At 73.2% G+C, this 25,849-nt stretch carries 22 protein-coding genes; 10 read left to right on the top strand and 12 right to left on the bottom strand.

Features of this window, described 5'->3' with window-relative positions; translation table 11 throughout:
- Positions 1-246: 246 nt before the first annotated feature.
- Complete coding sequence (groL, locus tag ACFYON_RS11680; RefSeq protein ID WP_354868642.1) at positions 247-1,869, top strand: chaperonin GroEL; 1,623 nt, start codon at positions 247-249, stop codon at positions 1,867-1,869.
- Between the two features lie 69 nt (positions 1,870-1,938).
- On the opposite strand, the gene ACFYON_RS11685 is transcribed toward groL, so the two are convergent.
- The 4 genes from ACFYON_RS11685 to ACFYON_RS11700 form a co-directional block, all read right to left on the bottom strand.
- Positions 1,939-2,163 (bottom strand): hypothetical protein, encoded by a 225-nt coding sequence (locus tag ACFYON_RS11685; RefSeq protein WP_354868639.1) that lies wholly within the window; start codon positions 2,161-2,163, stop codon positions 1,939-1,941.
- A gap of 70 nt (positions 2,164-2,233) precedes the next feature.
- A complete protein-coding gene (locus tag ACFYON_RS11690; protein WP_354868636.1) occupies positions 2,234-3,160 on the bottom strand; it encodes a GNAT family N-acetyltransferase in 927 nt (308 codons plus the stop codon).
- 133 nt (positions 3,161-3,293) lie between these two features.
- Entirely contained in the window at positions 3,294-4,736 is a 1,443-nt protein-coding gene (locus ACFYON_RS11695) for a hypothetical protein (protein WP_354868633.1), read from the bottom strand.
- Positions 4,737-5,442: 706 nt separating this feature from the next.
- The gene (locus tag ACFYON_RS11700; RefSeq protein ID WP_357710611.1) at positions 5,443-7,842 is read right to left on the bottom strand and encodes a S8 family serine peptidase; all 2,400 of its coding nucleotides are present in this window, start codon (positions 7,840-7,842) and stop codon (positions 5,443-5,445) included.
- 68 nt (positions 7,843-7,910) lie between these two features.
- On the opposite strand from ACFYON_RS11700, the gene ACFYON_RS11705 reads away from it, so the two are divergent.
- A complete protein-coding gene (locus tag ACFYON_RS11705; protein ID WP_355094177.1) occupies positions 7,911-9,728 on the top strand; it encodes a glycerol-3-phosphate dehydrogenase/oxidase in 1,818 nt (605 codons plus the stop codon).
- Between the two features lie 11 nt (positions 9,729-9,739).
- On the opposite strand, the gene ACFYON_RS11710 is transcribed toward ACFYON_RS11705, so the two are convergent.
- On the bottom strand, positions 9,740-11,140 hold the full coding sequence (locus ACFYON_RS11710; protein WP_355094163.1) for an FAD-linked oxidase C-terminal domain-containing protein: 1,401 nt from the start codon (positions 11,138-11,140) through the stop codon (positions 9,740-9,742).
- A 33-nt stretch (positions 11,141-11,173) separates the two neighbouring features.
- Here ACFYON_RS11710 and ACFYON_RS11715 point away from each other — a divergent pair, with 33 nt between their 5' ends.
- A complete protein-coding gene (locus ACFYON_RS11715; RefSeq protein ID WP_354868625.1) occupies positions 11,174-11,506 on the top strand; it encodes a DUF4031 domain-containing protein in 333 nt (110 codons plus the stop codon).
- Here the strand turns inward: ACFYON_RS11715 and ACFYON_RS11720 are convergent.
- Positions 11,432-12,067, bottom strand: a complete 636-nt coding sequence (locus ACFYON_RS11720; protein WP_354868622.1) for a metal-dependent phosphohydrolase — start codon at positions 12,065-12,067, stop codon at positions 11,432-11,434. The genes ACFYON_RS11715 and ACFYON_RS11720 overlap by 75 nt on opposite strands.
- Before the next feature lie 68 nt (positions 12,068-12,135).
- Here ACFYON_RS11720 and ACFYON_RS11725 point away from each other — a divergent pair, with 68 nt between their 5' ends.
- Positions 12,136-13,374, top strand: coding sequence for an FUSC family protein (locus ACFYON_RS11725; RefSeq protein ID WP_354868619.1), 1,239 nt, complete (start codon positions 12,136-12,138; stop codon positions 13,372-13,374).
- Between the two features lie 65 nt (positions 13,375-13,439).
- Positions 13,440-15,008, top strand: coding sequence for a PrsW family intramembrane metalloprotease (locus tag ACFYON_RS11730; protein ID WP_387189762.1), 1,569 nt, complete (start codon positions 13,440-13,442; stop codon positions 15,006-15,008).
- 21 nt (positions 15,009-15,029) lie between these two features.
- On the opposite strand, the gene ACFYON_RS11735 is transcribed toward ACFYON_RS11730, so the two are convergent.
- Positions 15,030-15,197 (bottom strand): hypothetical protein, encoded by a 168-nt coding sequence (locus ACFYON_RS11735; protein WP_167796936.1) that lies wholly within the window; start codon positions 15,195-15,197, stop codon positions 15,030-15,032.
- A gap of 90 nt (positions 15,198-15,287) precedes the next feature.
- Positions 15,288-15,635 (bottom strand): co-chaperone GroES, encoded by a 348-nt coding sequence (locus tag ACFYON_RS11740; protein ID WP_354868613.1) that lies wholly within the window; start codon positions 15,633-15,635, stop codon positions 15,288-15,290.
- 162 nt (positions 15,636-15,797) lie between these two features.
- On the opposite strand from ACFYON_RS11740, the gene ACFYON_RS11745 reads away from it, so the two are divergent.
- Positions 15,798-17,084: an AI-2E family transporter gene (locus tag ACFYON_RS11745; RefSeq protein WP_354869160.1), complete on the top strand. Its 1,287-nt coding sequence runs from the start codon at positions 15,798-15,800 to the stop codon at positions 17,082-17,084.
- A 52-nt stretch (positions 17,085-17,136) separates the two neighbouring features.
- Here ACFYON_RS11745 and ACFYON_RS11750 read toward each other — a convergent pair whose 3' ends face one another.
- Entirely contained in the window at positions 17,137-19,281 is a 2,145-nt protein-coding gene (locus ACFYON_RS11750; protein ID WP_354868610.1) for an ATP-dependent DNA helicase, read from the bottom strand.
- 124 nt (positions 19,282-19,405) lie between these two features.
- On the opposite strand from ACFYON_RS11750, the gene ACFYON_RS11755 reads away from it, so the two are divergent.
- Positions 19,406-19,912 carry a DUF402 domain-containing protein gene (locus tag ACFYON_RS11755; RefSeq protein WP_354868608.1) on the top strand — a complete coding sequence of 169 codons (507 nt, stop codon included), beginning with the start codon at positions 19,406-19,408 and terminating at the stop codon, positions 19,910-19,912.
- Between the two features lie 6 nt (positions 19,913-19,918).
- Here ACFYON_RS11755 and sigJ read toward each other — a convergent pair whose 3' ends face one another.
- Positions 19,919-20,872: an RNA polymerase sigma factor SigJ gene (gene sigJ, locus ACFYON_RS11760; RefSeq protein WP_354868605.1), complete on the bottom strand. Its 954-nt coding sequence runs from the start codon at positions 20,870-20,872 to the stop codon at positions 19,919-19,921.
- 167 nt (positions 20,873-21,039) lie between these two features.
- On the opposite strand from sigJ, the gene ACFYON_RS11765 reads away from it, so the two are divergent.
- From ACFYON_RS11765 to ACFYON_RS11775, 3 genes are all read left to right on the top strand, one after another.
- Positions 21,040-21,990 carry a PPK2 family polyphosphate kinase gene (locus tag ACFYON_RS11765; protein ID WP_354868603.1) on the top strand — a complete coding sequence of 317 codons (951 nt, stop codon included), beginning with the start codon at positions 21,040-21,042 and terminating at the stop codon, positions 21,988-21,990.
- Positions 21,991-22,140: 150 nt separating this feature from the next.
- Positions 22,141-22,767: a DUF47 domain-containing protein gene (locus ACFYON_RS11770; protein ID WP_030504473.1), complete on the top strand. Its 627-nt coding sequence runs from the start codon at positions 22,141-22,143 to the stop codon at positions 22,765-22,767.
- 4 nt (positions 22,768-22,771) lie between these two features.
- Positions 22,772-23,776: an inorganic phosphate transporter gene (locus ACFYON_RS11775; protein WP_354868600.1), complete on the top strand. Its 1,005-nt coding sequence runs from the start codon at positions 22,772-22,774 to the stop codon at positions 23,774-23,776.
- Between the two features lie 42 nt (positions 23,777-23,818).
- Here ACFYON_RS11775 and ACFYON_RS11780 read toward each other — a convergent pair whose 3' ends face one another.
- Both ACFYON_RS11780 and ACFYON_RS11785 read right to left on the bottom strand, forming a co-directional pair.
- Positions 23,819-24,787, bottom strand: a complete 969-nt coding sequence (locus ACFYON_RS11780) for a Gfo/Idh/MocA family oxidoreductase (protein ID WP_354868597.1) — start codon at positions 24,785-24,787, stop codon at positions 23,819-23,821.
- Positions 24,788-24,848: 61 nt separating this feature from the next.
- Positions 24,849-25,436, bottom strand: a complete 588-nt coding sequence (locus tag ACFYON_RS11785) for a DinB family protein (protein WP_354868594.1) — start codon at positions 25,434-25,436, stop codon at positions 24,849-24,851.
- Positions 25,437-25,849: the final 413 nt, after the last annotated feature.

A 25,849-nucleotide genomic window follows, 5' to 3' on the forward strand; every position in this document is an offset into this window, starting at 1 on the left:
AGAGTGCTAAACAAGTCATTGGCACTCGCGTACGGTGAGTGCCAGAAGGTCGGGGCGGTAGGGCCACGGTCGCGCCGGTGTCCGAAGGGACGCCGGAGCGGTACGAGGCCGGTCGTCGCGGGCTGTCCGGCCCGACCGAGGAGAGACGTCGTCGTCGCCAGGTGGCGACGTCCCCAAGGTGCGTACACCAGACGGCCCATCCGGGCATCCCGGGTGGCCCGTGAGTGTCCAGGAGGGCAACGCCGTATGGCCAAGATGATCGCGTTCGACGAAGAGGCACGCCGCGGCCTCGAGCGGGGCATGAACCAGCTCGCCGACGCCGTAAAGGTGACCCTCGGCCCCAAGGGCCGCAACGTCGTGCTCGAGAAGAAGTGGGGTGCCCCCACCATCACCAACGATGGTGTGAGCATCGCCAAGGAGATCGAGCTCGAGGACCCGTACGAGAAGATCGGCGCCGAGCTGGTCAAGGAGGTCGCGAAGAAGACCGACGACGTCGCCGGTGACGGCACGACGACGGCGACCGTCCTGGCCCAGGCCCTGGTTCGTGAGGGTCTGCGCAACGTGGCCGCCGGCGCCAACCCGATGGCCCTGAAGCGGGGCATCGAGGCGGCCGTGGCCAGCGTCTCGGAGGAGCTGCTCAAGCTCGCCAAGGACGTGGAGACCAAGGAGCAGATCGCCTCCACCGCCTCCATCTCCGCCGCCGACCCCAGCGTCGGCGAGATCATCGCCGAGGCGATGGACAAGGTGGGCAAGGAAGGTGTCATCACCGTCGAGGAGAGCAACACCTTCGGCCTGGAGCTCGAGCTCACCGAGGGCATGCGCTTCGACAAGGGCTACATCTCCGCCTACTTCATGACCGACCCGGAGCGTATGGAGGCCGTCTTCGACGACCCGTACATCCTGATCGTCAACAGCAAGATCGCGTCGGTGAAGGACCTGCTCCCGATCCTGGAGAAGGTCATGCAGTCGGGCAAGCCGCTGCTGATCATCGCCGAGGACCTGGAGGGCGAGGCCCTGGCCACCCTGGTGGTCAACAAGGTCCGTGGCACCTTCAAGTCGGTCGCCGTCAAGGCGCCGGGCTTCGGTGACCGCCGCAAGGCCATGCTGACCGACATCGCCATCCTCACCGGTGGCCAGGTCATCAGCGAGGAGGTCGGCCTCAAGCTGGACGCGACCGGCCTGGAGATGCTGGGCCGCGCCCGCAAGGTCGTGGTGACCAAGGACGAGACCACCATCGTCGACGGTGCCGGCGACGCCGACCAGATCCAGGGCCGGGTGAACCAGATCCGGGCCGAGATCGACAAGAGCGACTCCGACTACGACCGGGAGAAGCTGCAGGAGCGTCTGGCCAAGCTGGCCGGCGGTGTTGCGGTGATCAAGGTCGGCGCGGCCACCGAGGTCGAGCTGAAGGAGCGCAAGCACCGCATCGAGGACGCCGTCCGCAACGCGAAGGCCGCCGTCGAGGAGGGCATCGTCCCGGGTGGTGGCGTCGCGCTGGTGCAGGCCGGCAAGACCGCCTTCGACAAGCTGGACCTGGCCGGCGACGAGGCGACCGGCGCGCAGATCGTCAAGATCGCGCTGGACGCCCCGCTGCGGCAGATCGCCGTCAACGCCGGCATGGAGGGTGGCGTCGTCGTCGAGCGGGTCCGCAACCTCGACCCGGGTCACGGCCTCAACGCCGCGACCGGCGAGTACGTGGACCTGCTGGCCGCGGGCATCATCGACCCGGCCAAGGTGACCCGTTCCGCGCTGCAGAACGCCGCCTCGATCGCCGCGCTGTTCCTCACCACCGAGGCCGTCGTGGCGGACAAGCCGGAGAAGAACCCGGCCGCCCCGGCGGGCCCGGGTGGCGGGGAGATGGACTTCTGAGTCCAGCTCCACCCAGTACGCCGAAGGGGGCGGGCCGCGTCAGCGGTCCGCCCCCTTTCCGCGTACGCGTCAGGTGGGCAGCCGGCGCTGGTTGCGGCGCTTGTGCGCCCGGTCGTACGGCGGCGGCAGCCGCCTCGGCTCGTCCACCGGCTGCCGTGGCTCCTCCACCGGTTGCCGGTCCGCGCCGGCCAGCTCGGCGAGCTGCTCGGCGTCGCCGATGTCGAGCCGGTCGAACGGGAGCTGGCCGGGACGCTCGTCGGCCGGTTCCTCGGCCCGTTCGTCATTCGTGGTCATGCGCCGCCTCCTCTGCCCCGACCGTAGAACCCGGTCGATGATGAAGGAGGCCGAATGGCGCTATTGGCGTCTATGCGCCGTTGATGGCTTTCCGGTAGAGGAAGAACACCCGCTCGATCCGGGCCCCGGCCGCGTTCGAGTAGAACGGCACCGGTCCCACCCAGCCGATCTGCGCCGCGCCGACCCCGGCCGCCGCCTGGTCACGCAGGCAGCGGCGCAACAGCACGCCGCCGATCCCGGAGCCCTCCGACTCCGGTGCGGTGCCCATCGGTCCGAACCAGCTCGGCCGGGCCGACCCGTACGCGGCGAACCCGAGGATCTCGCCGTCGCGCTCGGCGAGGTGCGCGCCCGCATCCGGCCGCCCGACCGAACCGGCCAGCTCGCCGTCCCAGGCGCCGCCGAACGTGGACCTGGCGAACGCGGCCAGCGCCGGCAGGTCGTCCGGGGTGGCACGGCGTACCGTCACGCCGCGCCCGGCCAGCCGCTGCTCGGCGGCCTCGGTGGAGCGCAGCGCCGCCGATCCCTCGGCCAGGCCGGCGGTCATGTTCCACGCGGTACGGTCCTGCCGGTAGCCCAGCCGCTGCGCCGCGCAGACCGCCGGCGTGTAGCGCACGTCGATGCCCGGCCAGGCGTAGTGCGGCGGGCTCCCGGCGAGCAGCACCTCGGCCGCCCCGAGCACGCCCAGCCGCCGTTCCGCCTCGTCCAGCAACGCCTGGCCGACGCCCTGGCGGCGTTCCTGTGGCGCGACCGCGACCAGGTCGACGTGGCCGACGCGCGGATCGGCCGCCGACAGCGATCCGACGAGTACGCCCACCAGCGCGCCGCCGCGTACCGCGCCGAGCACCACGACCGGCCGGTGCGCCGCCGCGCGCCGGGTGAGCGTCTCCAGGATGTCCGGGGCCTCGGCCGCGTCCTCGGGCAGGTCGAGCGCGTGCCGGCAGAGGTCGACGACGGCCGGCGACGGCTCGGGCGGCAGCTCGGTGATCTCCACGTTCATGGCTGCCGACGGTAGCGCCCGCAGCCGGGCGGCGGGTGCCGGACCTGGTGTGACGCGGTCATCTGCCGGCTCGACTGACGCCGCCGGCGAGCCGTGGTGGCCGGCGTGACCAGCCGGCCACCACGACTCACGCTCAGCGCAACCTGCCGGTGACGTGGGCGGCCCACTGCCGCTCGAACTCCTTGTACGAGACGCCGAACAGCTCCTGGGTCAGGGTCTCGACCGACTTGCCCCGGTAGTTCCCGACGACGAACTGGAAGAGTTTCTGCTCACCGTACTTCCCGGCGATGTAGTCCATTGCCGCGTGACCCAGCAGGTAGTGGTAGTTCAACCGGCCCGGGGACGACGCATCCCAGACCCCGTTGCTGGGCAACGACACCTCGCCGCGATCCGCGCGTAGCTGTCGCCTTCCCTCCGGGATGCTGTGGTTCGTCGTCCACGGCTTGGGGGAGTAGGCCATGTACTCGGCGAACCCCTCGACCGTCCACATGGACCGCTCGGATCGGTGCGGGTTCTCCTTGTCGACGGCGACGAGGGTTGCCACCATCGAATGGGCGAGCTCGTGCCGGAAGATGATCGGCGGGCCGTCGGGATGCGCGCTCGTGAAGTACGAGGTCTTCAGGTCGATCACCACCCGGCTGCCGGCGATGAGCGGGCCGTCGAGCCGTTCCAGCTTCGCGTCGTACTCGGCGGTGCGCATGCCGATGGAGACGCCGGCCTCCGTGGGTGGCTCATCTTCGATACGCCACAACGACCCCAGTTCCTTCCGGCCCTTCACGAGCGAGACGACGAATCCCGACGGGATCTCACCCTCCACTCCGGCGGCCTTCCAGGCGTCCATGTTCTTCACCGCCGCGGCTTCGACAGCCGGTGCGTGACGCCGGGCCTCGGCGCGCAGTGATCCGTCGACGATCAGCACCGTGTGCTCGGTCTTCTCGACGTGGACGGTGTCCCACTTGTCCCAGGGGGTGGGGTAGAAGTCGTCATCCGTCGCCTTGAATCGCGCCGGAATCTTGTCGATCGCGGTGACCTTGAGCGGGCCGTCCTTCACGTCCTGAACGACCTTCCAGAAGTACCTCCGTTCGACCGGCGCACGGTCGTACTCACCGATCCGGTGGAGGAACCCCAGCATCAGGTCGAAGGTGAAGCCCGCGCCGAGTGGCTTGACCTCACCCAGGCTCCTGTTGGCGAACGTCGCCTCGCTGAACGGAATCTTGGTGAGGTTGTGGAACACCCGGGTCTGGTCGGCGATCAGTTTCTTGTCGGCCGGGTCGAAGGGCGCCAGGAAAGCCTTGAGATCCCGGTCCTTCAGCGCCCGGGTGTGCTCGGCCAGCAGGCTGTCGACCAGCTCCCGCTTGACCGGGTTGTCCCTCTCCTCGCGGGCGGCGATGCGCTTTTCGGTCTGCTGGTGGCCCCAACTGCGCAGGGCGAACGCGCCGCCGACGCAGAGCAGCACGACCGCCATGAGCGAGGAAAGCGTGATCCAGATCCAGCGCTTCGACTTCTTGCGCGGTGGCGGCCCGGGACGGTACTGGCCGGGCGGACCATACCCGCCGGGGCCGTACGGGCCGGGCATGGCCGGCGGTGGGCCGTACTGGCCCGGCGGCCGACCCGGCGGCGGCCCGTACGGTCCACCCGGACCCGGACCCGGACCCGGACCCAGAGGCGGAGGCGGGTAGGCCCCCGGCGGGGGATGGGCACCGGGTGCCGGATACGCGCCAGGTGGCGGGTACGCACCCGGGTGCGGGTACGCGCCGGGCGGCGGCGGATGGGCAGCCGGACCGTGCGGGGCGGCCGGGTGCGGTGGGGTCGGTAGGTGTCCCTCGGTCATTCGCTCAGTCCTTGCTCGTCTCCGTACCGGCGAGGGACGCGCGAAGACACAGCACCGTCCCCCGATCGGTTGCTTCAGATCGCACCTGTTGTTCCGCCCGGTGCCAGGCGTCGAACGCCGCGAATCCACAGGCGTCAGCCGGCCGCGCAGCGCGTCGGCTGACTAGTGGTGCCGGCCGGTGCCCTCGACCCGGTCGCCGGGCGTGCGGCGGCTGCGGGTACCCGGGTGCTTCGCGGCGGCGTCCGCCGTCAGAGCCGGACCGAGCCGGCTGGGCAGTTCCCGCTCACGGTGCCTGGCCCGGATCGTCGTCGCTGGAACCGCCGCATGTTTCCCCCGTTGTCGTCGATGTCAGCCACCGGTCCGATCTGCCGACGGCCGGGTGCTGGAGTGCCCACATGATCAGCGGGGCGCCGTCCACTGTCAAGAGTGCTGCCGCGGTGACGACGTGTGCTCACCCGGCGCGGGCCGCGCGCACCGCCGCGTACGCGTCGACCAGCCCGGCGCCGGAGACCTCGCCCGGTCCGCCGCACGCGTCGGTGGGCGACGGAACCGGCCGGGCGGTGTCGCGCAGGATCGCCCGGGTCCGCTCCAGGTCCCCGATCAGCGCCGGGTTCGCCGACCACATCAGCGCCACCACGCCCGCCACCTGCGGGGTCGCCATTGAGGTGCCGCTCAGTGCGGCGTACCCGCCACCCGGCATCGCCGAGACCACATCGGCGCCCGGGGCGACCAGGTCCGGCTTGGCCCCACCGTCCGGGGCCGGGCCGCGGCTGGAGAAGTCGGTCACGCGGCGCTGCCGGTCCACCGCCCCGACGGTCAGCACGTCCGGGTAGGGCGCGGGCGGGTCGACGATGGAGCCGCACGAGGGGCCGGTGTTGCCGGCGGCGGCGACCACCAGGATGCCGGCCGCGGTCAGGGCGGCGGTCGCCGGTCGCAGTGCCCCCGGGTCGCAGCCCTCCACCGGCGGGCAGCCCCACGAGTTGGTGAGCACGTCCGGAGCGCGGGAGGGACGGCCTTCGGTGAGCGGGTTCCCGCCCGCCGGGAACGGGGCCAGCATGAACTGGAGGCAGTCGAGGTAGCGGGCCGGGCTGCCCATGTTGCGGTCCAGGTTGACGCAGCCGACCCAGCTCGCGCCCGGCGCCACGCCGATCCCGTCCCGGCCGACCGCGCTGCCGAGCGTGTGGGTGCCGTGGCCACCCCGGTCGCCCGGGGCTCGGCGGCCCTCCCAGGGGTCGTACCAGGAGTCGTCGCCGCCCCGGAAGCCGCCCGCGAGGGCCGGGTGCCGGCCGTCGACACCGGAGTCGGAGCTGCCCACCACCACGCCCGACCCGGTGACCCCGAGGTCCGACCAGACGCGGTCCGCGCCGATCAGCGAGATGTTCCAGGCCGGACCGGCCGGGGCCGGCACGTCGCCGCGCGCCGGTGGGGCGAGCGCGGGCAGCGGGCGCAGCCGCTGGCTGACCAGTACCCGGGCCACCTCGGGACGGCTGGACAGCCAGGCGCGCACCGCCGGCCCGCCGTCCGTCTCGATGGCGTTGACCAGGTAGTACGGCGTCGGATTCAACCCCATCCGGGTCAGCGTGCGGCGCAGGTCGCCCTGCGTGCGGTCGGCGGTGGCCACCAGCCGCCGGTAGACCTCGCCCGCCCGGGCGTCCCGCCCGGCCCGGCCCGGCGTCCCGGCCGGCAGGCCGGTCAGGCCGGCCTGCTCGCGCAGCACCACGAGCAGCCGCTCGCCGTGCAGCCCGGGCTGGCCGGGGACCACGTACACCACGGCGACGGCGGCGAGCAGCGCGGCGACGGCCAGCGCGGCCGGACCGCGCCGGGGCGCGCGGGCGCGGGACCGGGCGAGCAGGACGCCGTACCCGACGGCCAGCAGGACCGCGACGGCGAACGCCACGCCGGTGCCCACCGCGACCCAGAACGGCAGGTCGCGGACCGTGGACAGCAGGAGGCTGATCTCCTCCGGGTCGGTGAAGGCGAGCGGCCCCACCAGGGCGAGCCCGACCAGCCAGCGCACCGGCGCGGGCCCGGCCGGCCGGCCCGCGTTGCGGGCCGCCGCCTCCAGCGCGGCCAGCACGAAACCGAGCGGCGGCAGCAGGACCAGCGCCGGCAACTGCACGCCCGACTGCCCGGCGCCGGCCGCGAGCGGGGTCAGCGCGACGCCCGCGACCAGGCCGCCGACCAGCACCAGCCGGGCCGGGCCGGGCCCGAACGCGGCCCAGAAACCGGTGCCGAGCAGCGTCCCGGCGAGCGCGCCCAGCGCGGCGGCGACCAGGCCGGCGAGCAGCGTCTCCAGCGTCCCGCCCAGCGCGCCCACCCACGCCCAGGGCAGCAGCACGGCCAGCCCGGCGGAGATCGCGAGCAGCGACACCGGCCCGAACCGGCCCTCCGGGACCGCGTCCACGACGACCGGTGGCCGGACGCGGCCGAGGCGGGCGGCGACGAACGCGAGCACCGCGACGGTCACCGCGAGCGCGGCCAGGTACGCCTCGTGGTGCACCGGCGGGACCGCCCGCAGCAGCGTGGTCGCCCCGAGCGCCACCACGGCGGCGGTCCAGGCCCGGCCGGTCGCCCGCAGCGCGGGGGAACGCGGCGCGAGCGCCAGCGCCAGCGCCGGGGCGCCGGCCAGCAGCACGGTAGCCACCGCGACCACCGGCCAGGCCACCACCGGCCGGTCCGCGCCGACCACCAGCGCCACCTGGTCGGCCAGCCAGCCGATGATCTGGCCCGGCACGGTGAGCAGCACGATCCACACCCCGGTCGCCACCGCCGCGACGACCGGCCACGGCCCGTTCTCGCGCGGTGGCGGCGGCGGTACGGGGAGAAGCGGCGGACCGGTCAGCATGGTCATCACGGTACGGCCGGGCCGTGTCACCGCGTGCCCGAGACGGTTACCGTTGACTGGTGCGTGATCCGAGTGTGTCCCGATCCACGGCCGGCCGGCTGTCCGCCGAGCGCCGCGCCGACGACCTGCGCCGGCTCCGGGCCGAGCGGTTCGACGTGCTGGTCATCGGTGGTGGCGTGACCGGAGCGGGCGCCGCGCTCGACGCCGCGTCCCGAGGGCTGAAGGTCGCCCTCGTGGAGGCGCGCGACTACGCGGCCGGCACGTCCAGCCGGTCCAGCAAGCTGATCCACGGCGGCCTGCGCTATCTGGAGCAGCTGGAGTTCCACCTGGTCCACGAGGCGCTGACCGAGCGCGGCCTGCTCGCCACCCGGCTCGCCCCGCACCTGGTCCGGCCGGTGCCGATCCTGGTGCCACTCCCCGCCGAGGGCGGCGCGGCCGACCTGCCCCGGCGGTTCTTCCGCCGCTCGTACTACGGGCTCGGCGTGGCCGCGTACGACGCGTTCGCCGGGGTGTTCGGCGGCGGGCGGGGGATGCCGCTGCACCGGCACCTGACCCGTGAGGGCGCCCGCCGGATCTTCCCCAGCCTGCGCCCGGACAAGCTGGCCGGCGCGATCCGCTACTACGACGGTCAGGTCGACGACGCCCGCCTGGTGGTGACGCTGGCGCGCACCGCGGCGAGCCTCGGCGCGACGGTGGTGACGAGCGCCCGCGCGGTCGGCCTGATCCGCCAGGCCCGGGAGGTCACCGGCGTGCGGGTCCGCGACCTGGAGGCGCCCGGCGGCTCGCCGGACGCCGAGTTCGAGGTACGCGCCCGCACCGTGATCGCCGCCACCGGCGTGTGGAGCGACGACATGTCGCGGATGCTCAACGACGTCGGGCTGCGCCCGAAGCTGCGGGTCCGCGCCTCCAAGGGGGTGCACCTGGTGGTGCCCCGCTCGGCGATCGTCGGCGAGACCGGCCTGATCCTGCGTACCACGAAGAGCGTGCTGTTCGTGATCCCGTGGGGCGGGCACTGGATCATCGGCACCACCGACACGGACTGGCAACTCGACAGGTCCCACCCGGCCGCCACCGCGAGCGACATCGACTACCTGCTGTCGCAGGTCAACACCGTGCTGGACCGGCCGCTCACCACCGCCGACATCGAGGGTGTCTACGCCGGGCTGCGCCCGCTGCTCGCCGGCGAGGCGGACTCCACCTCCAAGCTGTCACGTGAGCACGCGGTGGTGGAGCCGATGCTCGGCCTGCTGCTGGTAGCGGGCGGCAAGTACACCACCTACCGGGTGATGGCCTCCGACGTGGTCGACCGGGCGATGCACCGGCTCGGCCGGGCCCGCCCCTCGCGTACCGCCGACCTGCCGCTGCTCGGCGCCGACGGGTACGCGGCCATGTGGCGGGACCGGGCCGACCTGGCCCGCCGGCACGGGGTGGCGGTCGGGGTGGTCGAGCACCTGCTGGAGCGCTACGGCACGCTCACCCTCGACCTGCTCGCCCTGGTCGACGCCGATCCGCTGCTCGGTTCGCCGCTGGCCGGCGCACCCGAATACCTGGCCGCCGAGGTGACGTACGCCGCTCGCGCCGAGGGCGCGCTGCACCTGGAGGACGTGCTGACCCGGCGTACCCGGATCTCGATCGAGACCAGCCACCGCGGCCTGGAGTCGGCGGAGCACGCCGCGGAGCTGATGGGCGCGGTGCTCGGCTGGGACGCGGCGACCCGGGACCGGGAGGTCGCCCACTACCGGGCGCGGGTGCTGGCCGAGCGGGAGTCGCAGCTCATGCCGGACGACATCGCTGCCGACGCGGCTCGCCTCGGCGCCCCCGACGTACGCGGGTTCGCGGCCGACCGGGGCACCGACGGCACGGGCGTCGAACTTCCGGCCTCCCCCAGGTAGGGGATCCCCGACTAGAACATCTTGCCGGGGTTGAACAGCCCGGCCGGGTCCAACGCCGCCTTGATCGCCTGGTGCACGCGTACGCCCACCGGGCCGATCTCCTGGGCCAGCCAGTCCCGCTTGAGCAGCCCGACGCCGTGTTCCCCGGTGCAGGTGCCGCCCAGCTCCAGCCCCAGCCGCATGATCTCGTCGAAGGCCCGCCGCCCGCGGGCCAGGCTCGCCGGATCCGCCCGGTCGACCACGATGTTCGGGTGCATGTTGCCGTCGCCCGCGTGGCCGACCACACCGATCGGCACCTGACACGCCTCGGCGATCCGGGCCACCCCGTCGAGTAGCTCCGCGAGCCGGCCGCGCGGCACCGCCACGTCATCGATGACCAGGCCGCCGTTGCCACCCGGAAACGTCTGCGCCGCGAACCGCTCCATCGCCGGGTGGGCCAGCCGCCGAGCCTGGAGCAGAGCGGCGGCCTCGGTCGCGTCGGTGGCCGCGTAGACCTCGTCGGCGCCCGCGGCGGTGCACACCTCGGCCAGCCGGGCCAGGTCGTCGGCCGCCCGAGGGCCGGTGTCCACCGCCGCGAGCAGCAGCGCCTCGGCGTCCGTGCGCAGACCCATCGGCCGGTACGCCTCGATCGCCAGCAGGTGGGTGCGGTCCAGCAGTTCCAGCAGGCTCGGGGTGAGCCCTCGCTCGGCGATCCCGGCGACCGCGCCACCGGCCGTCGCCACCGTGGGGAAGACCGCGACCAGCGTCAGCGACTCCTCCGGGGCGGGACGCAACGCCACAGTCACCTCGGTGATCACACCGAGCGTGCCCTCCGAGCCGACGAACAGGCGGGTCAGGTCGTACCCGGCGACGCCCTTCGCGGTACGCCGCCCGGTGCGCAGCACCTCGCCGGAGGCGAGCACCACCTCCAGGCCCAGCACGTACTCGCTGGTCACGCCGTACTTCACGCAGCACATGCCGCCGGCGTTGGTGGCCACGTTGCCACCGATGGTGGACGACTCCCACGAGCCGGGATCCGGCGGATACCAGAGGCCGTGCTCCCGTACCGCGCGGGCCAGCGCCGCGTTCACCACGCCCGGCTGCGCCACGGCGATCCGGCCGACCGGATCGATCTCCCGGACCTCGTCCATCGCCGTGGTGCTCACCACCAGCGCACCGGCCATCGCGTTGGCCGCGCCGGCGAGTCCGGTCCGCGCACCCTGCGGCACCACCGGCACGCCGTGCCGGCCGGCCGCCCGGACCACCGCCACCACCTCGTCCGTGCTGCGGGGACGCACCACCGCCAGCGGGGTACCCGAGTCGCACAGGTCGGCCTCGTCGCGCTCGTGCCCGGCCAGCAGATCCGGATCGGTCAGCACGGCGGCGTCGCCGAGCGCGGCCCGCAGGTCGTCGAGGAGGGGATGGGCGGCCATGCCGGGAAGGCTACCGGCGTACCGTCTGTTGCCGTGCTCTACCTGGACCCGCCCACCGTGCCCTGGCGTGGCCGGCTCTGGTCGCACCTGATCAGCGACGTCTCGTACGCCGAGCTGCACGCGTTCGCCGAGCTGCTCGGCGCGCCCCGGCGCGGCTTCGACCGCGACCACTACGACCTGCCCGCCGAGCGGTTCCGGGCGGCGGTCTGGCTGGGCGCCACGGTCGTGCCGTCACGGGAGATCGTCCGGCTGCTGCGGGACGCCGGCCTGCGCCGCCCGAAGCACCGCGTCTCAGGTGAGCGCGGCCAGCTCCCGGGACAGGTTGGCCCGGGCCCGGACCTCCCAACGGGCGTGCGGCTCGGGTAGCCGGTAGAGCGCCGGCAGGGCGAGCAGGTGCCGCAGCACGGCGGCCCGGCCGGCGCGGAAGTCCGGCTCGGGCACGTGTGCGTACTCCGCGCGGATCGCGGCGGCGTACCTGTCGTAGCGCTCCGCCGGGGCGGCGAGCACCGCCAGGTCCGCGTCGCAGAGCAGCGCGCCGTCCGGGTCGTCCGGCCCGACCACGTGACCGGCGGTGAGCAGCACCAGGCGGCGAACCCCGGTCACCGTCGCGGCCGGGAGGCCGGCGGCGGCGAGCAGCTCGGCGGCCAGGTCGGCGCTGGCCCGCTCGTTGGCGTCGCCCGCCGCGCGCGGGTCGTAGACCGCGTCGTGACACCACGCCGCCAGGCGGACCAGGTCGGGGTCGCGGGCCCGACCGGCGTACGCGTCGACCACGTCGAGCACCGCGCGCAGGTGCGCCTCGTCGTGGTAGCGCCGGTGCGGCTCCCGCCAGGCCGCCAGCAGCCGGACGCCGGCCCGGTCGACCGCCGCCGGACGGGTCGCGCCCGCCGCCCGTGCCGTGTCCCGCCACCGCGCCGTCAGGTCGTCCATCGGGTGCAGTCTGCCGCACCGGGCGGCGGACCGGGGATTCAGCGGGTTCGTCGCGGGTAGTACCCGCCATGCCCCGGGACCGACGTCTGCCGTTCCTTCGTCGCGGCAACCTGCGTGCAGAGTCGGCCGACCGCGACGGGCAGCGGATCGCCTCCGCCGTGGAGGAGCTGCGGCGCCGGGGCAAGGCCACCCTGCACGACCGGCTGCACCGGGTCCGCACCACGTTCGGCCTGGCGGTGCAGGCCGGGCTCGCCGCCGGCCTGGCGTACCTGGTCGCGCACCGGCTGCTGAAGAACCCGCAGCCGGTTTTCGCGCCGATCTCGGCGGTGGGCACGCTCGCCGCCTCGGTGGGCCAGCGGTTCCGGCGTACGGTCGAGCTGATCGTCGGCGTGGCCGTCGGCGTGCTCGTCGGGGACGTGCTGATCTACTTCGTCGGCACCGGGGCGTGGCAGCTCGCGCTCGTGGTGACCTCGGCGATTCTGCTGAGCATCTTCGCCGGCGCGAGCGTGTCCATCGTGATCCAGGCCGCGGCGACCGCGGTGCTGATCGTGACGCTCAGCCCGTCCATGGAAGACCTTGAGTTCCCCCGCTTCGTCGACGCGTTCCTCGGCGGCGGCATCGCGCTGCTGGTCACCGCCGTCCTGTTGCCGCTCAACCCGCTGCGGGTGATCAACCGGGCCGCCCGGCCGGCGCTGGACCTGCTCGCCGACCAGCTCGACGCGGGCGCCGAGGCGCTGCGCAACCGGGATCGGGACGCGGCACAGCGGGCCCTGTTCCGGCTGCGCGAGAACAAGGGGGAACTGGCCGCGCTCGCCGAGGCGATCGAGGGCGCCAAGGAGACGAGCACGCTCTCACCGGCCCGGTGGCACCGGCGCGGCGAGCTGACCCACTACGCCGAGGCGGCCGACCCGATCGACCGGGCCATGCGCAACAGCGGCACGCTGATCCGCCGCGCGGTCACGATGATCGAGGACGCCGAACCGGTCCCCGGGCCGATGCCGGACGCGATCGGCCACCTGGCCGAGTCGGTACGCCTGCTCCGGCAGGAGTTCGCCGCCGGGCAGGAGCCGGAACACGCGCGGGAACGGTCGCTGCGCGCGGTGAGCGAGGCCGGCCGGGCGTACGCCGACGGGGTGGGCTTCTCCGGCAGCGTGGTGATCGCCCAGGTGCGCACTACCGCGAGCGACCTGCTGGTGGCGTCCGGTATCGAGCAGGAGGAGGCGAACCGGCTGGTCCGGCAGTCGTTCGGCGAGAACCGACAGGCCGAACCCGCCGCCCACCCACCCACAGCCCCTCCAGTCGGCTGACCCCATCGCCGCGGACCGGGGCTCGACGCCGGCGCTCGTGACCTGTCCGGAGCGCAGCCGTCGCGATGAGCCCGGACCAGTGGGTCGCGGGTGACTACGCTGACCGCATGGCCGACACCCCATCCGGCGGAGCCCTGCCGCCGTCCGCTCCCGCCGCCCCGCCGCCGGGGGCGCCGACGCCCCGGATGCCGCTGCGCCGGCTGGGCTGGCGGCGCTTCCTCGCGCTGGCCGGTGTGGTGCTGCTGATCGCGGCCGGCGCGTTGTTCATGGTGTTCACCCTCGGCGAGAGCCTGGGTGCCGAGGCGCTGCTGGTGGGCGTGATCGCGGCGATCCTGCCGGTGCCGGTGCTGGTCTCCTGCTTCCTCTGGCTCGACCGGTACGAGCCGGAGCCGCTGAAGTACCTGATCTTCTGTTTCGCCTGGGGCGCCTTCGTCTCCACCGCGATCTCGCTGCTGGTGAACACGGCGGCCGCGGGGCTGTTCGACGACTGGGGGCTGCCCGCCGCGCTGACCGCGGTGCTGGTCGCGCCGTTCATCGAGGAGCTGACCAAAGCGGCCGGCCCGCTCCTGGTGCTGATCTTCCGGCGCCGGGAGTTCTCCGGGATCACCGACGGCCTGGTCTACTGCGGGCTCTCCGCGGTCGGCTTCGCCATGGTGGAGAACATCCTCTACCTGGGCGGGTACGGCTACCGCACCGGCGTGGAGCAGTACGGACCGGCCACCGGCACGCAGCAGGTCATCGCGATCTTCATCGTCCGGATCCTGCTGTTCGGCTTCGCCCACCCGCTGTTCACGTCGATGACCGGTGTCGGGCTGGGCGTCGCCGCGCGTACCGCCGACCGGCGGGTACGGGTGCTCGCGCCGCTCGCCGGGCTGCTGCTGGCGATGATCCTGCACGGCACCTGGAACCTGCTGCCCTCGCTGGCCCAGGCCACCGGGGAGACCGTGATCGTGCTCTACGGCTACATCGGCGTGATGGTGCCGATCTTCTTCGCGATGGTCGGGCTGGCGGTCTGGCTGCGTGCCTGGGAGGGGCGGCTCACCGAACGCACCCTGCCGGACTACGTACGCGCGGGCTGGCTCACCCCGCCCGAGGTGGCGGCGCTGGGCAGCCTGGGCCGGCGGCACGCGGCGCGTACCTGGGCGCGGCGGGTCGCCGGTGACGGCGGGGTACGCGCGATGCGCGGTTACCAGTTCGCCGCGACCCGGCTGGCGCTGCTGCGCGACGGGATGCGCCGAGGACTCGACCGCAAGCCCGCCGAGCGGGAGCGGACGGCACGGGAGGAACGGGAGCTGCTGGACGCGATCACCGCGTACCGGTCGTTCTTCGTCGGTCGTGACCCGCAGGCGCCGGTCGGGGTGTGGGACGGTCAGCGCTATCACCTGCGGTTCCCGGACGGTTCGCAGCGTCCGGTCGAGGCGCCGGACGACCCGGTGGTGCCGATCCCGGTGGTGCTGGCCCCGCCGCCCGCCTTCCCGCCGGGCGGCTACGGCCCGACCGGCTGGCCCGGCCCGGGTGGTGGTTACGGCCCGGGTGGCGGTTACGGCCCGGGTGGCGGTTACGGCCCGAGCGGCCACGGCCAGGGCGGCTGGCCGGGCGCGGGCCACGGTCCGGGCTCGCCCTGGGGACGCTGACGACGGTCGCCGAGGGGCCGGTCAGCTCATCAGGCCGGTCAGGAAGTCGCCGAGCCCCTGGGCGATGGCCATCAGCGCGGCCCCGATGCCCTTGAACACCTGCGCCGCCCCGTCCGGCCGGAACGCCATGAAGTAGATCAGGAACGCGAGGAATCCCCAGGCGAGGATCTTCTTGATCACTACCGGCATGGTGTCCCTCCCCAGGGCGCGCTGAGGTGCCTGGGCTTCCCGCCGGGCAGCGCCGCAAACGGCGGGAGGCGCCGTCGGAGGGAGGAAGGGCTACAGGTAGAGACCGGTGGAACCGGCGGCGGCGCTCTCCACCCGCTCGGCCGCCACGGCGTGCACGTCCCGCTCGCGCAGCAGCACGTACGCCCGCCCGTGCAACTCGACCTCGGAGCGGTCGTCCGGGTCGAACAGCACCCGGTCGCCGGACACGATCGCGCGGACGTTCGGCCCGACGCCGACCGCTGTGGCCCAGGCCAGCCGCTTGCCCACGGCGGCCGTCGCGGGGATCACGATGCCCGCGGTGGAGCGGCGTTCTCCCTCAGCGCCCTCGGTACGCACCAGCACGCGGTCGTGCAGCAGGCGGATGGGCAGCCCGGCGTCGAGACTCTGGTCGGCGGTCACGCGAAGACGCTACCGCGTGGCCGTCCGTCGATTCCGGCGTGGTTGGTGAGAGTGCCGGGCGGGCAATGTGTGGCCGAGTCGCCCTAGGGTGGGCGTACGGACGTGTCCTGTGCCCCCTGCGACCCGGTGGGCCTGATTTTGCCGGAGGTGCGCTTGAGCCGCATGGAGCGGATGCGCGGACGGCTCCGCCGTGCGTACGAGTCGGGCCGGGAGGCGGCCCGGACCCGGCGAGCAGCCGCCGCGGAGCCGGTGGACGGGGGCGTGGCCTCGCCCGCCTCGCCGGGGCCGGCCGCCTCGCCGGAGGCGACCGTGGTGGGCGTCGAGCCGCCGGCGGCGATGCACTCCTCGACGGTCAGCCGGGACGACATCGAGGTGCCGCACGCGCTGCGCATCTCCGCCGCGTGGTGCTGGCGGCTGATCGTGATCGGCATCGTCACCTGGGCCCTGATCAGGATAATCGGCACGATCAGCATCGTGATCATCCCGCTGACCGTCGCGCTGCTGCTCTCCGCCCTGCTCGCACCGGCGGTCGGCTGGCTGCTCAGGGCCCGGCTGCCCCGCTCGCTGGCGACCGCCGTGGTGCTGGTCGGCGGCCTGGCCGGGGTGGTCGGCACGCTCACGCTCGTGGTCAACGAGTTCATCAAGGGCGTGCCGGAGCTGAGCCAGAAGTCCTCCGAGGGCGTCCGGCAGATCCAGGACTGGTTCAAGACCGGGCCGCTGCACCTGTCCGACAGCCAGCTCGACCGCTACATCAACGAGGCGCAGAACTGGATCAACGGCAACACCGAGCGGTTCACCAGCGGTGCGCTCAGCACCGCCGCCACGCTCGCCGAGGTGCTCACCGGCGCCGTCCTGGTCCTGTTCGCCACGTTCTTCTTCCTGCGCGACGGCAACAACATCTGGCGGTTCCTGGTCCGGCTGCTGCCGGTGGCCGCCCGCTGGAAGGTCGACGACGCCGGTCGCGCGTCCTGGGCGACACTCGGCGCGTACGTGCGAGCCACCGTTCTCGTCGCCTTCATCGACGCCGTCGGCATCGGCATCTTCCTGGTGCTGTTCGACATCCCGTTCGCGTTCCCGCTGGCCGCGCTGGTCTTCCTGGGCGCGTTCATCCCGATCGTCGGAGCGTTCCTGTCCGGCGTGGTGGCGGTGCTGGTGGCGCTCGTCGACAGCGGCCCGGTGACCGCGCTGATCATCCTCGGCGCGGTGGTCGGCGTGCAGCAGGTCGAGGGCCACGTGCTCCAGCCGTTGATCATGGGCCGGGCGGTGGCCATCCACCCGCTCGCCGTGATCATCGGTATCGCCGCCGGCGTGGTGCTCGCCGGCATCGCCGGCGCGCTGGTCGCGGTGCCGCTGATCGCCGTGATGAACACCGCGGTGCGGCGGCTCGCCGCGCGTACCGTGCCGGACACCCCGCCGGACGCGGTGGTGGTCGCCTCCCAGGCGCCCTGACCAGGCACTACTCGCCGACGCCCGCGTCACCCCGCCCGGGGAGGCGCGGGCGTCAGCTCTTGGCGAGCCGTTCCAGCGCGCCCCGGGCCACCTCCGGCCGGGTGGTGTACCAGAACGGCGGCAGGGAGCGGCGCAGGAACGGGCCATACCCGCGGGCCGTCTCCAGCCGCGAGTCGAGCACCGCCACCACGCCCCGGTCGCCGGTGGCCCGGATCAGCCGGCCGACACCCTGGGCCAGCCGGACCGCCGCGATCGGCACGCTCACCGCCGCGAAACCGGAGCCGCCACCGGCGTCCACCGCCGCCGCCCGCGCCGCCGCCAGCGGCTCGTCCGGGCGGGGGAACGGCAACCTGTCGATCACCACGAGCTGACACGCGTCGCCCGGCACGTCCACCCCCTGCCAGAGCGACATCACCCCGAACAGGCAGCTCTCCCGCACCTCGCGGAACCGGCGCACCAGCAGCGGCAGTGCCTCCTCGCCCTGGAGCAGCACCGGCAGGTCGGTCCGCGCGCGGACCAGCTCCGCCGCCTGCTGCGCGGCCCGTCGCGACGAGAAGAGCCCGAGGGTACGACCACCGAGCGCCTCGACCAGCGCCAGCAGCTCCTCACCTGCCGGTCCGGGCAGCCCGGAGACGCTGGGCCGGGGCAGGTGCGCTGCCACGTACAGGATGCCCTGCCGGGCGTAGTCGAACGGCGAGCCGACGTCCAGCGAGCTCCAGCCCGGCCCCTCGGTCGCCGGTACGGTGCCGATCGATGCCCGGCTGCCCTCGGTGGCGGCCACCGGCGGCGTGCCTGAGGCGCGGCCGGCGGCGGCAGCGGTGGCGATCGCGGCGGCGGCCGGGGACGGCGGTGCGGGCGGTGGCGCGTCCAGCCCCAGCGCCCGGGCCACCGTGTCGAAGCGCCCGCCCAGCGCCAGCGTCGCCGAGGTGGCGACCACAGTGCGCTCGTCGTACAGGTGGGTGGCGAGCGTGCCCGCCACCGACAGCGGCGCCACCACGAGCGCCCGGCGGCTGCCGTTGTCCGGCTTCTCGACCCAGGCGACGTCGTGGTCGGCCTCCTCCAGCAGCCGCTGGGCGGTGGTGGACAGCTCGTCCAGCACCGCTTTGGCCTGCTGCTTGCGTACCGGATCGGGGTCGTCGGCCTTCACGTCGCCGATCGCTTCCAGCGCGGCCCGGGTCGCCGAGTCAAGCAGCGTGCACGCCTCGCGCAGCGCGGGCGGCAGACCGGCGGTGAGGCGCCCGGCCGGCGCCTCGGCCAGCCCCACGGCGAGCGCGTCACCGGCCTCGGTGAGCCGCTCGGCCACGTCGGGGCGCAGCAGCGGCCGGGCCCGCCGGGTGGACCTGTCGATCAGCTCCGGCACCAGCTCGGCCTGTGCGGCCGACGAGACCCGGTCGGCCAGCTCGTGCGCCTCGTCCACCACCAGCAGCTTGTGCGGCGGCACGATGTGCCGCCCGGCGAGCATGTCGACGGCGAGGAGGCTGTGGTTGGTGACCACGATGTCGGCCTCCCGGGCCCGGGCGCGGGACGCCTCGGCGAAGCACTCCTGCCCGAACGGGCAGCGGCTCGCCCCGACGCACTCCCGGGCCGGCATGGAGACGCTGCGCCACACCTGGTCGTCCACGCCCGGGTCCAGCTCGTCCCGGTCACCGGTGGCCGTCTCCTCGGCCCAGTCGCGCAGCCGCTGCACCTGCTTGCCCAGCCGGCCCGCCTCGCCGAGCCACTTGGTGCCGCCGTTGCCGGGACGTGGCGCGTCGAACAGCGCGTCGTCCGGCTCGTCCTCGACCGAGCTGTCCAGCCGGGCCAGGCACAGGTAGTGGTGGCGGCCCTTCAGCACGGCGAAGGTGGGACGGCGGCCCAGCACCGGCTCGACCGCGTCGGCCAGCCTCGGGAGGTCGTGCTCGACGAGCTGGGACTGCAACGCCAGCGTGGCGGTGGAGACCACCACCGGCCCGTCCACGGTCAGCGCCGGAGCGAGGTAGGCCAGGGACTTGCCGGTGCCGGTGCCGGCCTGCACCAGCAGGTGCTCACCGGAGGTGATGCTGCGCTCGATCGCCTCGGCCATCTGCTCCTGGCCCGGCCGGGCCGCGCCGCCCGGAACCGCGCCCACCGCGGCGGTCAGCAGCTCCCCGGCACCGGGTCGGTTGCTCCGGCGCTTCCTCGGGACGGCCGGGCCGGTGGCGGTGCGGGACGGGGTCACCGTGCGACCGTACCCGCCGGCACCGACCGGGGTCCGGCCGCTCCGGCGGCGTGGCGGGACGGTGGGTGGCGTCCGGTTACTTCCCGATCGCGTGGCGTGGCCGGAATCGGTTAGGGTGCCAGGCATGCCGAGCGACGTGGTCCGCGTGATCTACCGCAAGTACGACGGCAGCGCGCACCGCGACTACCCGGCCCGCCGGCTCGCCGAGGACGACCTCGGCGTCTGGCTCGGCGTGCCCGCCGGCACCGAGTCCGTCTACCACGGCCGCCCCTCGGTCGAGCAGATCCCGTTCGTCCTGCTGGTGCCACATCACGGCTGGTGGACGGGCATGTTCAACCCGCCGCCGCGCACCAGCGAGGTCTACTGCGACATCGCCACCCCGGCCCGCTGGGAGGGCGAGGACACGGTCCACCTGATCGACCTCGACCTGGACGTCGTGCGCCGCCGCGAGACCGGCCGGGTCGAGTTGCGCGACGAGGACGAGTTCGCCGAGCACCGGGCCCGCTGGGGCTACCCGGACGACGTGGTGACCGAGGCCGAAGCCGCGGCCCGCTGGCTGCTCGGCGCGCTCGGCGACGGGACCGAGCCGTTCGCCGCGTCGTACCGGAAGTGGCTGGCTCTGGTGGTCTGAGCCGGCTCACCAGCGCGGCGGCCAGACGGCGTCCGGCCCCAGCGGCGGCAGCTCGCCGACCTTGTCCGGGTTGAGCTGGTTGAAAACACCGGTGATCCGCCCCTCGTGGACGGCGAACGAAGTGACCGTCCGGATGGTCCGTCCGTCCCGGTAGGGGACCTCCGACTGCCAGCCCAGCGTGCCGTCGACCACCACTGGCCGGATCCGCAACGCGCCCCGCGTTCGGGCCTGGGTGACCAGGCCGAGGATCAGGCGTCCGGCCGCCTCCGCGCCGACCACCGGCCGGCGGGCCGCCGGGAAGTGGCCGCCGGAGTCGCCGATCGCCACCGCGTCCGGGGCGAGCACCCGCACCAACTGCTCCAGCTCGCCCGACTCCACCGCCGCGACGAACGCGTTGAGCACCCGCCGCTGTTCGGCCAGGTCGGCGGTGTGCCGGGGCGCGTCCGGCCCCTGCACCGCCCGGCGGGCCCGGGACGCGAGCTGGCGCGCCGCCTCCGGGGTCACCGCGAGCACGTCCGCCACGTCGGCGAACGGCACCGTGAACACGTCGTGCAGCACGAACGCCACCCGCTGCTCCGGCGTCAGCCGTTCCAGCACCACCAGCAGGGCGGTGCCGAGCTGGTCGGCCCGCACCGCCCGCTCGGCGGGGTCGGGCGCGAACCCGTCCGCCGCGGGGGCCGCGGTCACCACCGGCTCGGGGAGCCACTGACCGGGGTACGCCTCCCGGCGCACCCGGGCGGAGCGCAGCACGTCCAGGCAGATCCGGGAGCAGGTGGTGACGAGCCAGCCCCGCAGATCGCGTACGCGGGCGCGTTGCTCCGGGTCGCTCAACGCCCCGGAGAAGCGCAGCCAGGTCTCCTGCACCGCGTCCTCGGCCTCGCTGCGGCTGCCGAGCATCCGCTGCGCGATTGCCAGGAGACGCCCTCGTTCCGCCTCGAACTCCCCCGTACGTGCGTCCACCCGCCCATTCTCCCGCCCTTCCGCCCGCGACGGTGCCCCGCCCACGCTCGTCGATCTTGCATTTGCTGCCCCGACAAAAGTTACTTTCCGGGCGCGACAGGGTCCGCAACCGCAAGATCGACGGGCGCGGGCGGGCGGGAACGGGCCGAGGGGGCGAGGATCGGGGGATGAGTGAGGTGGTGGGGCCCGAGGGCGGGCGCATGCGGGAGTTGCTGCGGGTGGCACCGGGGCCGGTGAACCTGGCGGCGATCGACCCCCGGTCGACGCCGGGGTTGCCGGCGGCGGCCGGTCGCGGGGCCGCGCGCAAGGAGTGGGCGAGGGCTCAGGTCGAACTGGTCGGCGCGGAACTGGGGCGGCAGCAGGAGATGCTCTACGCCTCGGCGCAGGGCGCCGCCGGGCCGGGGAGCGCCACCAGCGCGCCGGCTCAGGCGGACGCGGGACTGGAGGGGAACCGGCCGCGCCGGGTGCTGCTGGTGCTCCAGGCCATGGACTGCGGCGGCAAGGACGGCACCGTCAAGCGGGTGGCGGGCGCGATGAACCCGCTGGGGCTGCACATCCGCTCGTTCGGGCCGCCGACCGAGGAGGAGTTGCGGCACGACTTCCTGTGGCGGGTCCGCCGGGCGCTGCCGCCGCCCGGATACGTGGGGGTGTTCAACCGCTCGCACTACGAGGACGTGCTCATCGCGCGGGTCGAGGGTCTGGTCGACGAGGCGACCTGGCGATCCCGGTACGAGATCATCAACGATTTCGAGCGGGAACTGACCGAGCAGGCGGTCACAGTGGTGAAGGTCATGCTGCACATCTCGTACGCCGAGCAGGGCGAGCGGCTGATGGAGCGGCTGACCGACCCGACGAAGTTCTGGAAGTACAACGCGAGCGACCTGGACACCCGGGCCCTCTGGGGCGAATACCAGGCCGCGTACGCCGAGGCCATGGAGCGTTGCGGCACGGAGGCCGCGCCGTGGTTCGTGGTGCCGGCGGACCGCAAGTGGTACCGCGACTGGGCGGTCGCCCACCTGTTGCGGGAGACGTTCGAAGGGTTGGATCTGGGGTATCCGCCTGCCGATTTCGACGTCGAACGGGAGCGTGACCGGCTACGGAACCAGCTCGGCGGGTGATCAGGTGAACGGAAGGTGAACGACCGGTGAATCGGGTCTGACCGGGGGTGGGCCGATCGAGACTCGGTTCGACGCGGTCCCTAGCATGCGCAATGCAGACGCCCCGGAGGGCGACGGCCACCCTTCCACCGACACGACGAGGTCCGTGCTGTGAAGTTTTCCTTCCGTCCCACCGAGGGCGCTTTCTACGAGCTCTTCACCAGGGCCGCACAGAACCTGGTGAAGGGGACCGACCTGCTCAACGAGCTGGGCCTGCCCGGCGCCGACGTGCAGTCGATCAGCGAGCGGCTGACCGACATCGAGCACGACAGCGACCAGATCACCCACGAGCTGTACAAGAAGATCAACTCCACCTTCATCACGCCGTTCGACCGGGAGGACATCTACCGGCTCGGCTCGCTGCTCGACGACGTGATGGACCACCTGGAGGCGGTCGGCAACCTGCTCTACCTGTACGGCCTGACCAAGCTCCCGTCGCTTCCGCGCGAGCTGCACGAGCTGGTGAACGTGCTCGACCTGCAGGCCAAGCTCACCGCCGAGGCGATGCCCCGGCTGAAGTCGATGAAGGATCTCGAGGACTACTGGATCGAGTGCAACCGGCTCGAGAACGACGGCGACCAGGCGTACCGGATGCTGCTGGTCCGCCTCTTCTCCGGTGAGTACGACGCGCTCACGGTGCTGAAGATGAAGGAGGTGGCCGACGAGCTGGAGGCCGCCTGCGACGCCTTCGAGCACGTGGCCAACACCGTCGAGACCATCGCGGTCAAGGAGTCCTGATCCAGTGACACCCGAACTCATCGCCGTGCTGGCGGTGATCGCGGTCGCCATGGCGTTCGACTACACGAACGGCTTCCATGACGCGGCCAACGCGATCGCCACCAGCATCTCGACCCGGGCGCTGACCCCCCGGATCGCGCTCGCGCTGGCCGCCGTCGGCAACTTCGTCGGCGCGCACTTCGGCGCCGGGGTGGCCAAGACGGTCGGCGACGGGCTGGTGACGTTGCCGACCGGGGTGGAGAGCCTCGGCGTGGTCTTCGCCGGCGTGCTCGGCGCGATCATCTGGAACCTGATCACCTGGTACTTCGGCCTGCCGTCCTCGTCCTCGCACGCCCTCTTCGGCGGCCTGGTCGGCGCGACCCTGTTCGCCGCCGACGGCATCGTCCAGTGGGGCACCATCATCGAGAAGGTCCTCGTCCCGATGGTGCTCTCGCCGGTGGTCGGCCTGATCCTCGGCTTCCTGGTGATGCTGGCGATCATGTGGCTGTTCCGGAAGGGCCAGCCGGGCAAGCTCAGCCGTGGCTTCCGGTGGGCGCAGACCGCGTCCGCCGCCGCCATGTCGGTCGGTCACGGCATGCAGGACGCCGCGAAGACCATGGGCATCATCGTGCTCGCGCTCTACACCGGCGGTTTCCAGGAGAGCAAGACGCACATCCCGGGCTGGGTCTTCTGGACCTCCGCCGCGATGCTGGCGGCCGGCACGTACGCGGGCGGCTGGCGGATCATCCGGACGCTCGGGCGGAAGATCATCGACCTCGGCCCGGCGGAGGGCTTCGCGGCCGAGACCGTGGCCAGCGCGGTGCTCTACTTCAACGCGCTGGTGCTGAAGGCGCCGATCTCCACCACGCACACGATCACCTCGGCGATCATGGGTGTGGGCTCGACGAAACGGCTCTCCGCGGTGCGGTGGAACGTGGCCGGCAACATCGTGATCGGCTGGATCATCACGTTCCCGGCCGCCGCCGCCATCGCCTGTTTCACGTACCTGCTGGTCCGGCCCTTGTTCTGAGCGACCTGACGCCGAGGGGTTCCCCGCAGTGGCGGGGACCCCTCACGCGTAGGAGACGCCGATCCGGGCCTTGATGTCGTCGATCAGGCCCATCACCTCAAGGGTGACGGCGTGTGGCACCAGCGGGCTCTCGGTCAGCCCGGCCGCCAGGCAGCGCTGCACCTCGATCGCCTCGTACTGGTAGCCGCCGCCGGTCAGGTCCGCCGGGATGGTCTCCGGGTCGGCGCCGGCCCGGTGCAGCACCGCGTGGGCGGGCCGGAAGAACAGCTCGGGCAGGTCGATCCGGCCGGTCGTACCGGTGATCGACGCGGTGATCGCTGTCGCGCCGACCATGCCGCAGCTGAGCGTCGCCACCGCGCCGGAGTCCCAGCCGAGCACCATGCCGGTGTTCTCGTCCACCGCCTCCGGGGTCAGCTTGGCCCACGCCTGCACGTGCTGCGGCACGCCGAGCACCAGGTGGGCCAGGCTCAGCGGGTAGACGCCGAGGTCGAGCAGCGCGCCGCCGCCGAGCGTACGGGCCCGCATCCGGTGCTCCGGCGGGAACGGGCCGGCCACGCCGAAGTCCGCCCGTACGTGCGTCACCTCGCCGATCGCGCCGTCCCGGATCAGCTCCAGCACGCGCAGGATCAGCGGGTTCGTCCGCATCCACATGGCCTCCATGAGGAACAGACCCCGGGCGCGGGCCGTCTCCACCAGCTCGGTGGTGGTCGGCAGGTCCAGCGTGCACGGCTTCTCCACCAGCACGGCCTTGCCGCCGGCCAGGCACGCCAGCGCCGCCTCGTGGTGCGCGGCGTGCGGGGTGGCCACGTAGATCACGTCCAGGTCCGGGTCCGCGGCCAGTTCCGCCCATGAGGCGTACGCCCGCGGCACGTCGTACCGCTGCGCGAACAGCTCGGCGCTCTCCCGGGTACGCGAGCCGACCGCCACCAGGTCGGCGTCCGGCACCAGCCGCAGATCCTCGGCGAAACGGGTGGCGATGTTTCCGGTGGCCAGGATTCCCCAACGCGTCATGCCCGGCACGCTATCCCCTGCAGCTCCGCCGCCGGCAGGGTGATCCACCCGTCGGGACGGCTCAGCCGCGGGCGTCGGCGGCGGCCCGGGCAGCCAGTTCGATCATCGCCCGCCGCGCGGTCAGGGTCGGCTGGTCGGGTTCCAGATGCGCGTACTTCGCCCATGCCCCGGTCGAGCCGTCGAGCTGCTCGCGCAGGATGTCGGCGTGCCCCGCGTGCCGGCCGGTCTCGGCCAGTACGTGGACCATGACGTTCAACAACTTGACGTCGGGGCGGGGCCACCACGGCACGTGGCCGGGGGCGTCGATGGCAAGGGCGTCGATCGTCGCGTCCGCGTGCTCCCATGCCCGCCGGTAGCGGCCGATCACCTCTTCGCGGGCCTCGCGCTCGCTCACCCACATGTCGGTACCGTCCGGATCCGGTTCGTCCCACCGGGGCAGGGGCTCCGGGAACGGCCTGCCGAACACCTCGCCGAAGTACCGGGCCTCGACGAACGACAGGTGCTTGACGAGGCCGAGCAGGTTGGTGCCGGACGCGGTCAGAGGGCGGCGCACGTCGTACTCGGACAGCCCGTCGACCTTCCACAGCACCGCCTCGCGGATCTGACGCAGGCCGTTGTGCAGGTATTCCTTCGCGAAGTCGTCGATCACTGTCACCACCCTGCCAGGCACGACCGGCGGCCGCTGCCCCGCGCTTCCTGCGGCTTCTGACGCTGCTCCCGAACGGCTCATGTCACGTCGATCGAACACGGAACGTGAAGATGGCGCAGCGTGACGGCGATTGCTTCTCTGTTCGCCAGGACGGGGCACCCAAAGGCAATCTAACGGACATAAACCCACGATCCCTCGCGGCTGGGTCGATGCCCTTCCGTCCCCTTTGCTCTGCAGCCTCATGCGCACCGCACACGGAGGGTTGCCATTGCGGATTCGGCTGCAGAGCAAAGGGCGCGGAAGGGTGCCCCTGGGCGGACGGAGAGAACTACGCATCGTGACCAGGCAGCCCGCGCTCGGAGCACGTGTGTCCCGTGCGCCGACGGGAACCGTCGCCGACCGGACTGCTGGGC

Origin of the sequence: Micromonospora sp. NPDC005686 (genome assembly GCF_042871665.1) — a bacterium.
Taxonomy (GTDB): Bacteria; Actinomycetota; Actinomycetes; order Mycobacteriales; family Micromonosporaceae; genus Micromonospora.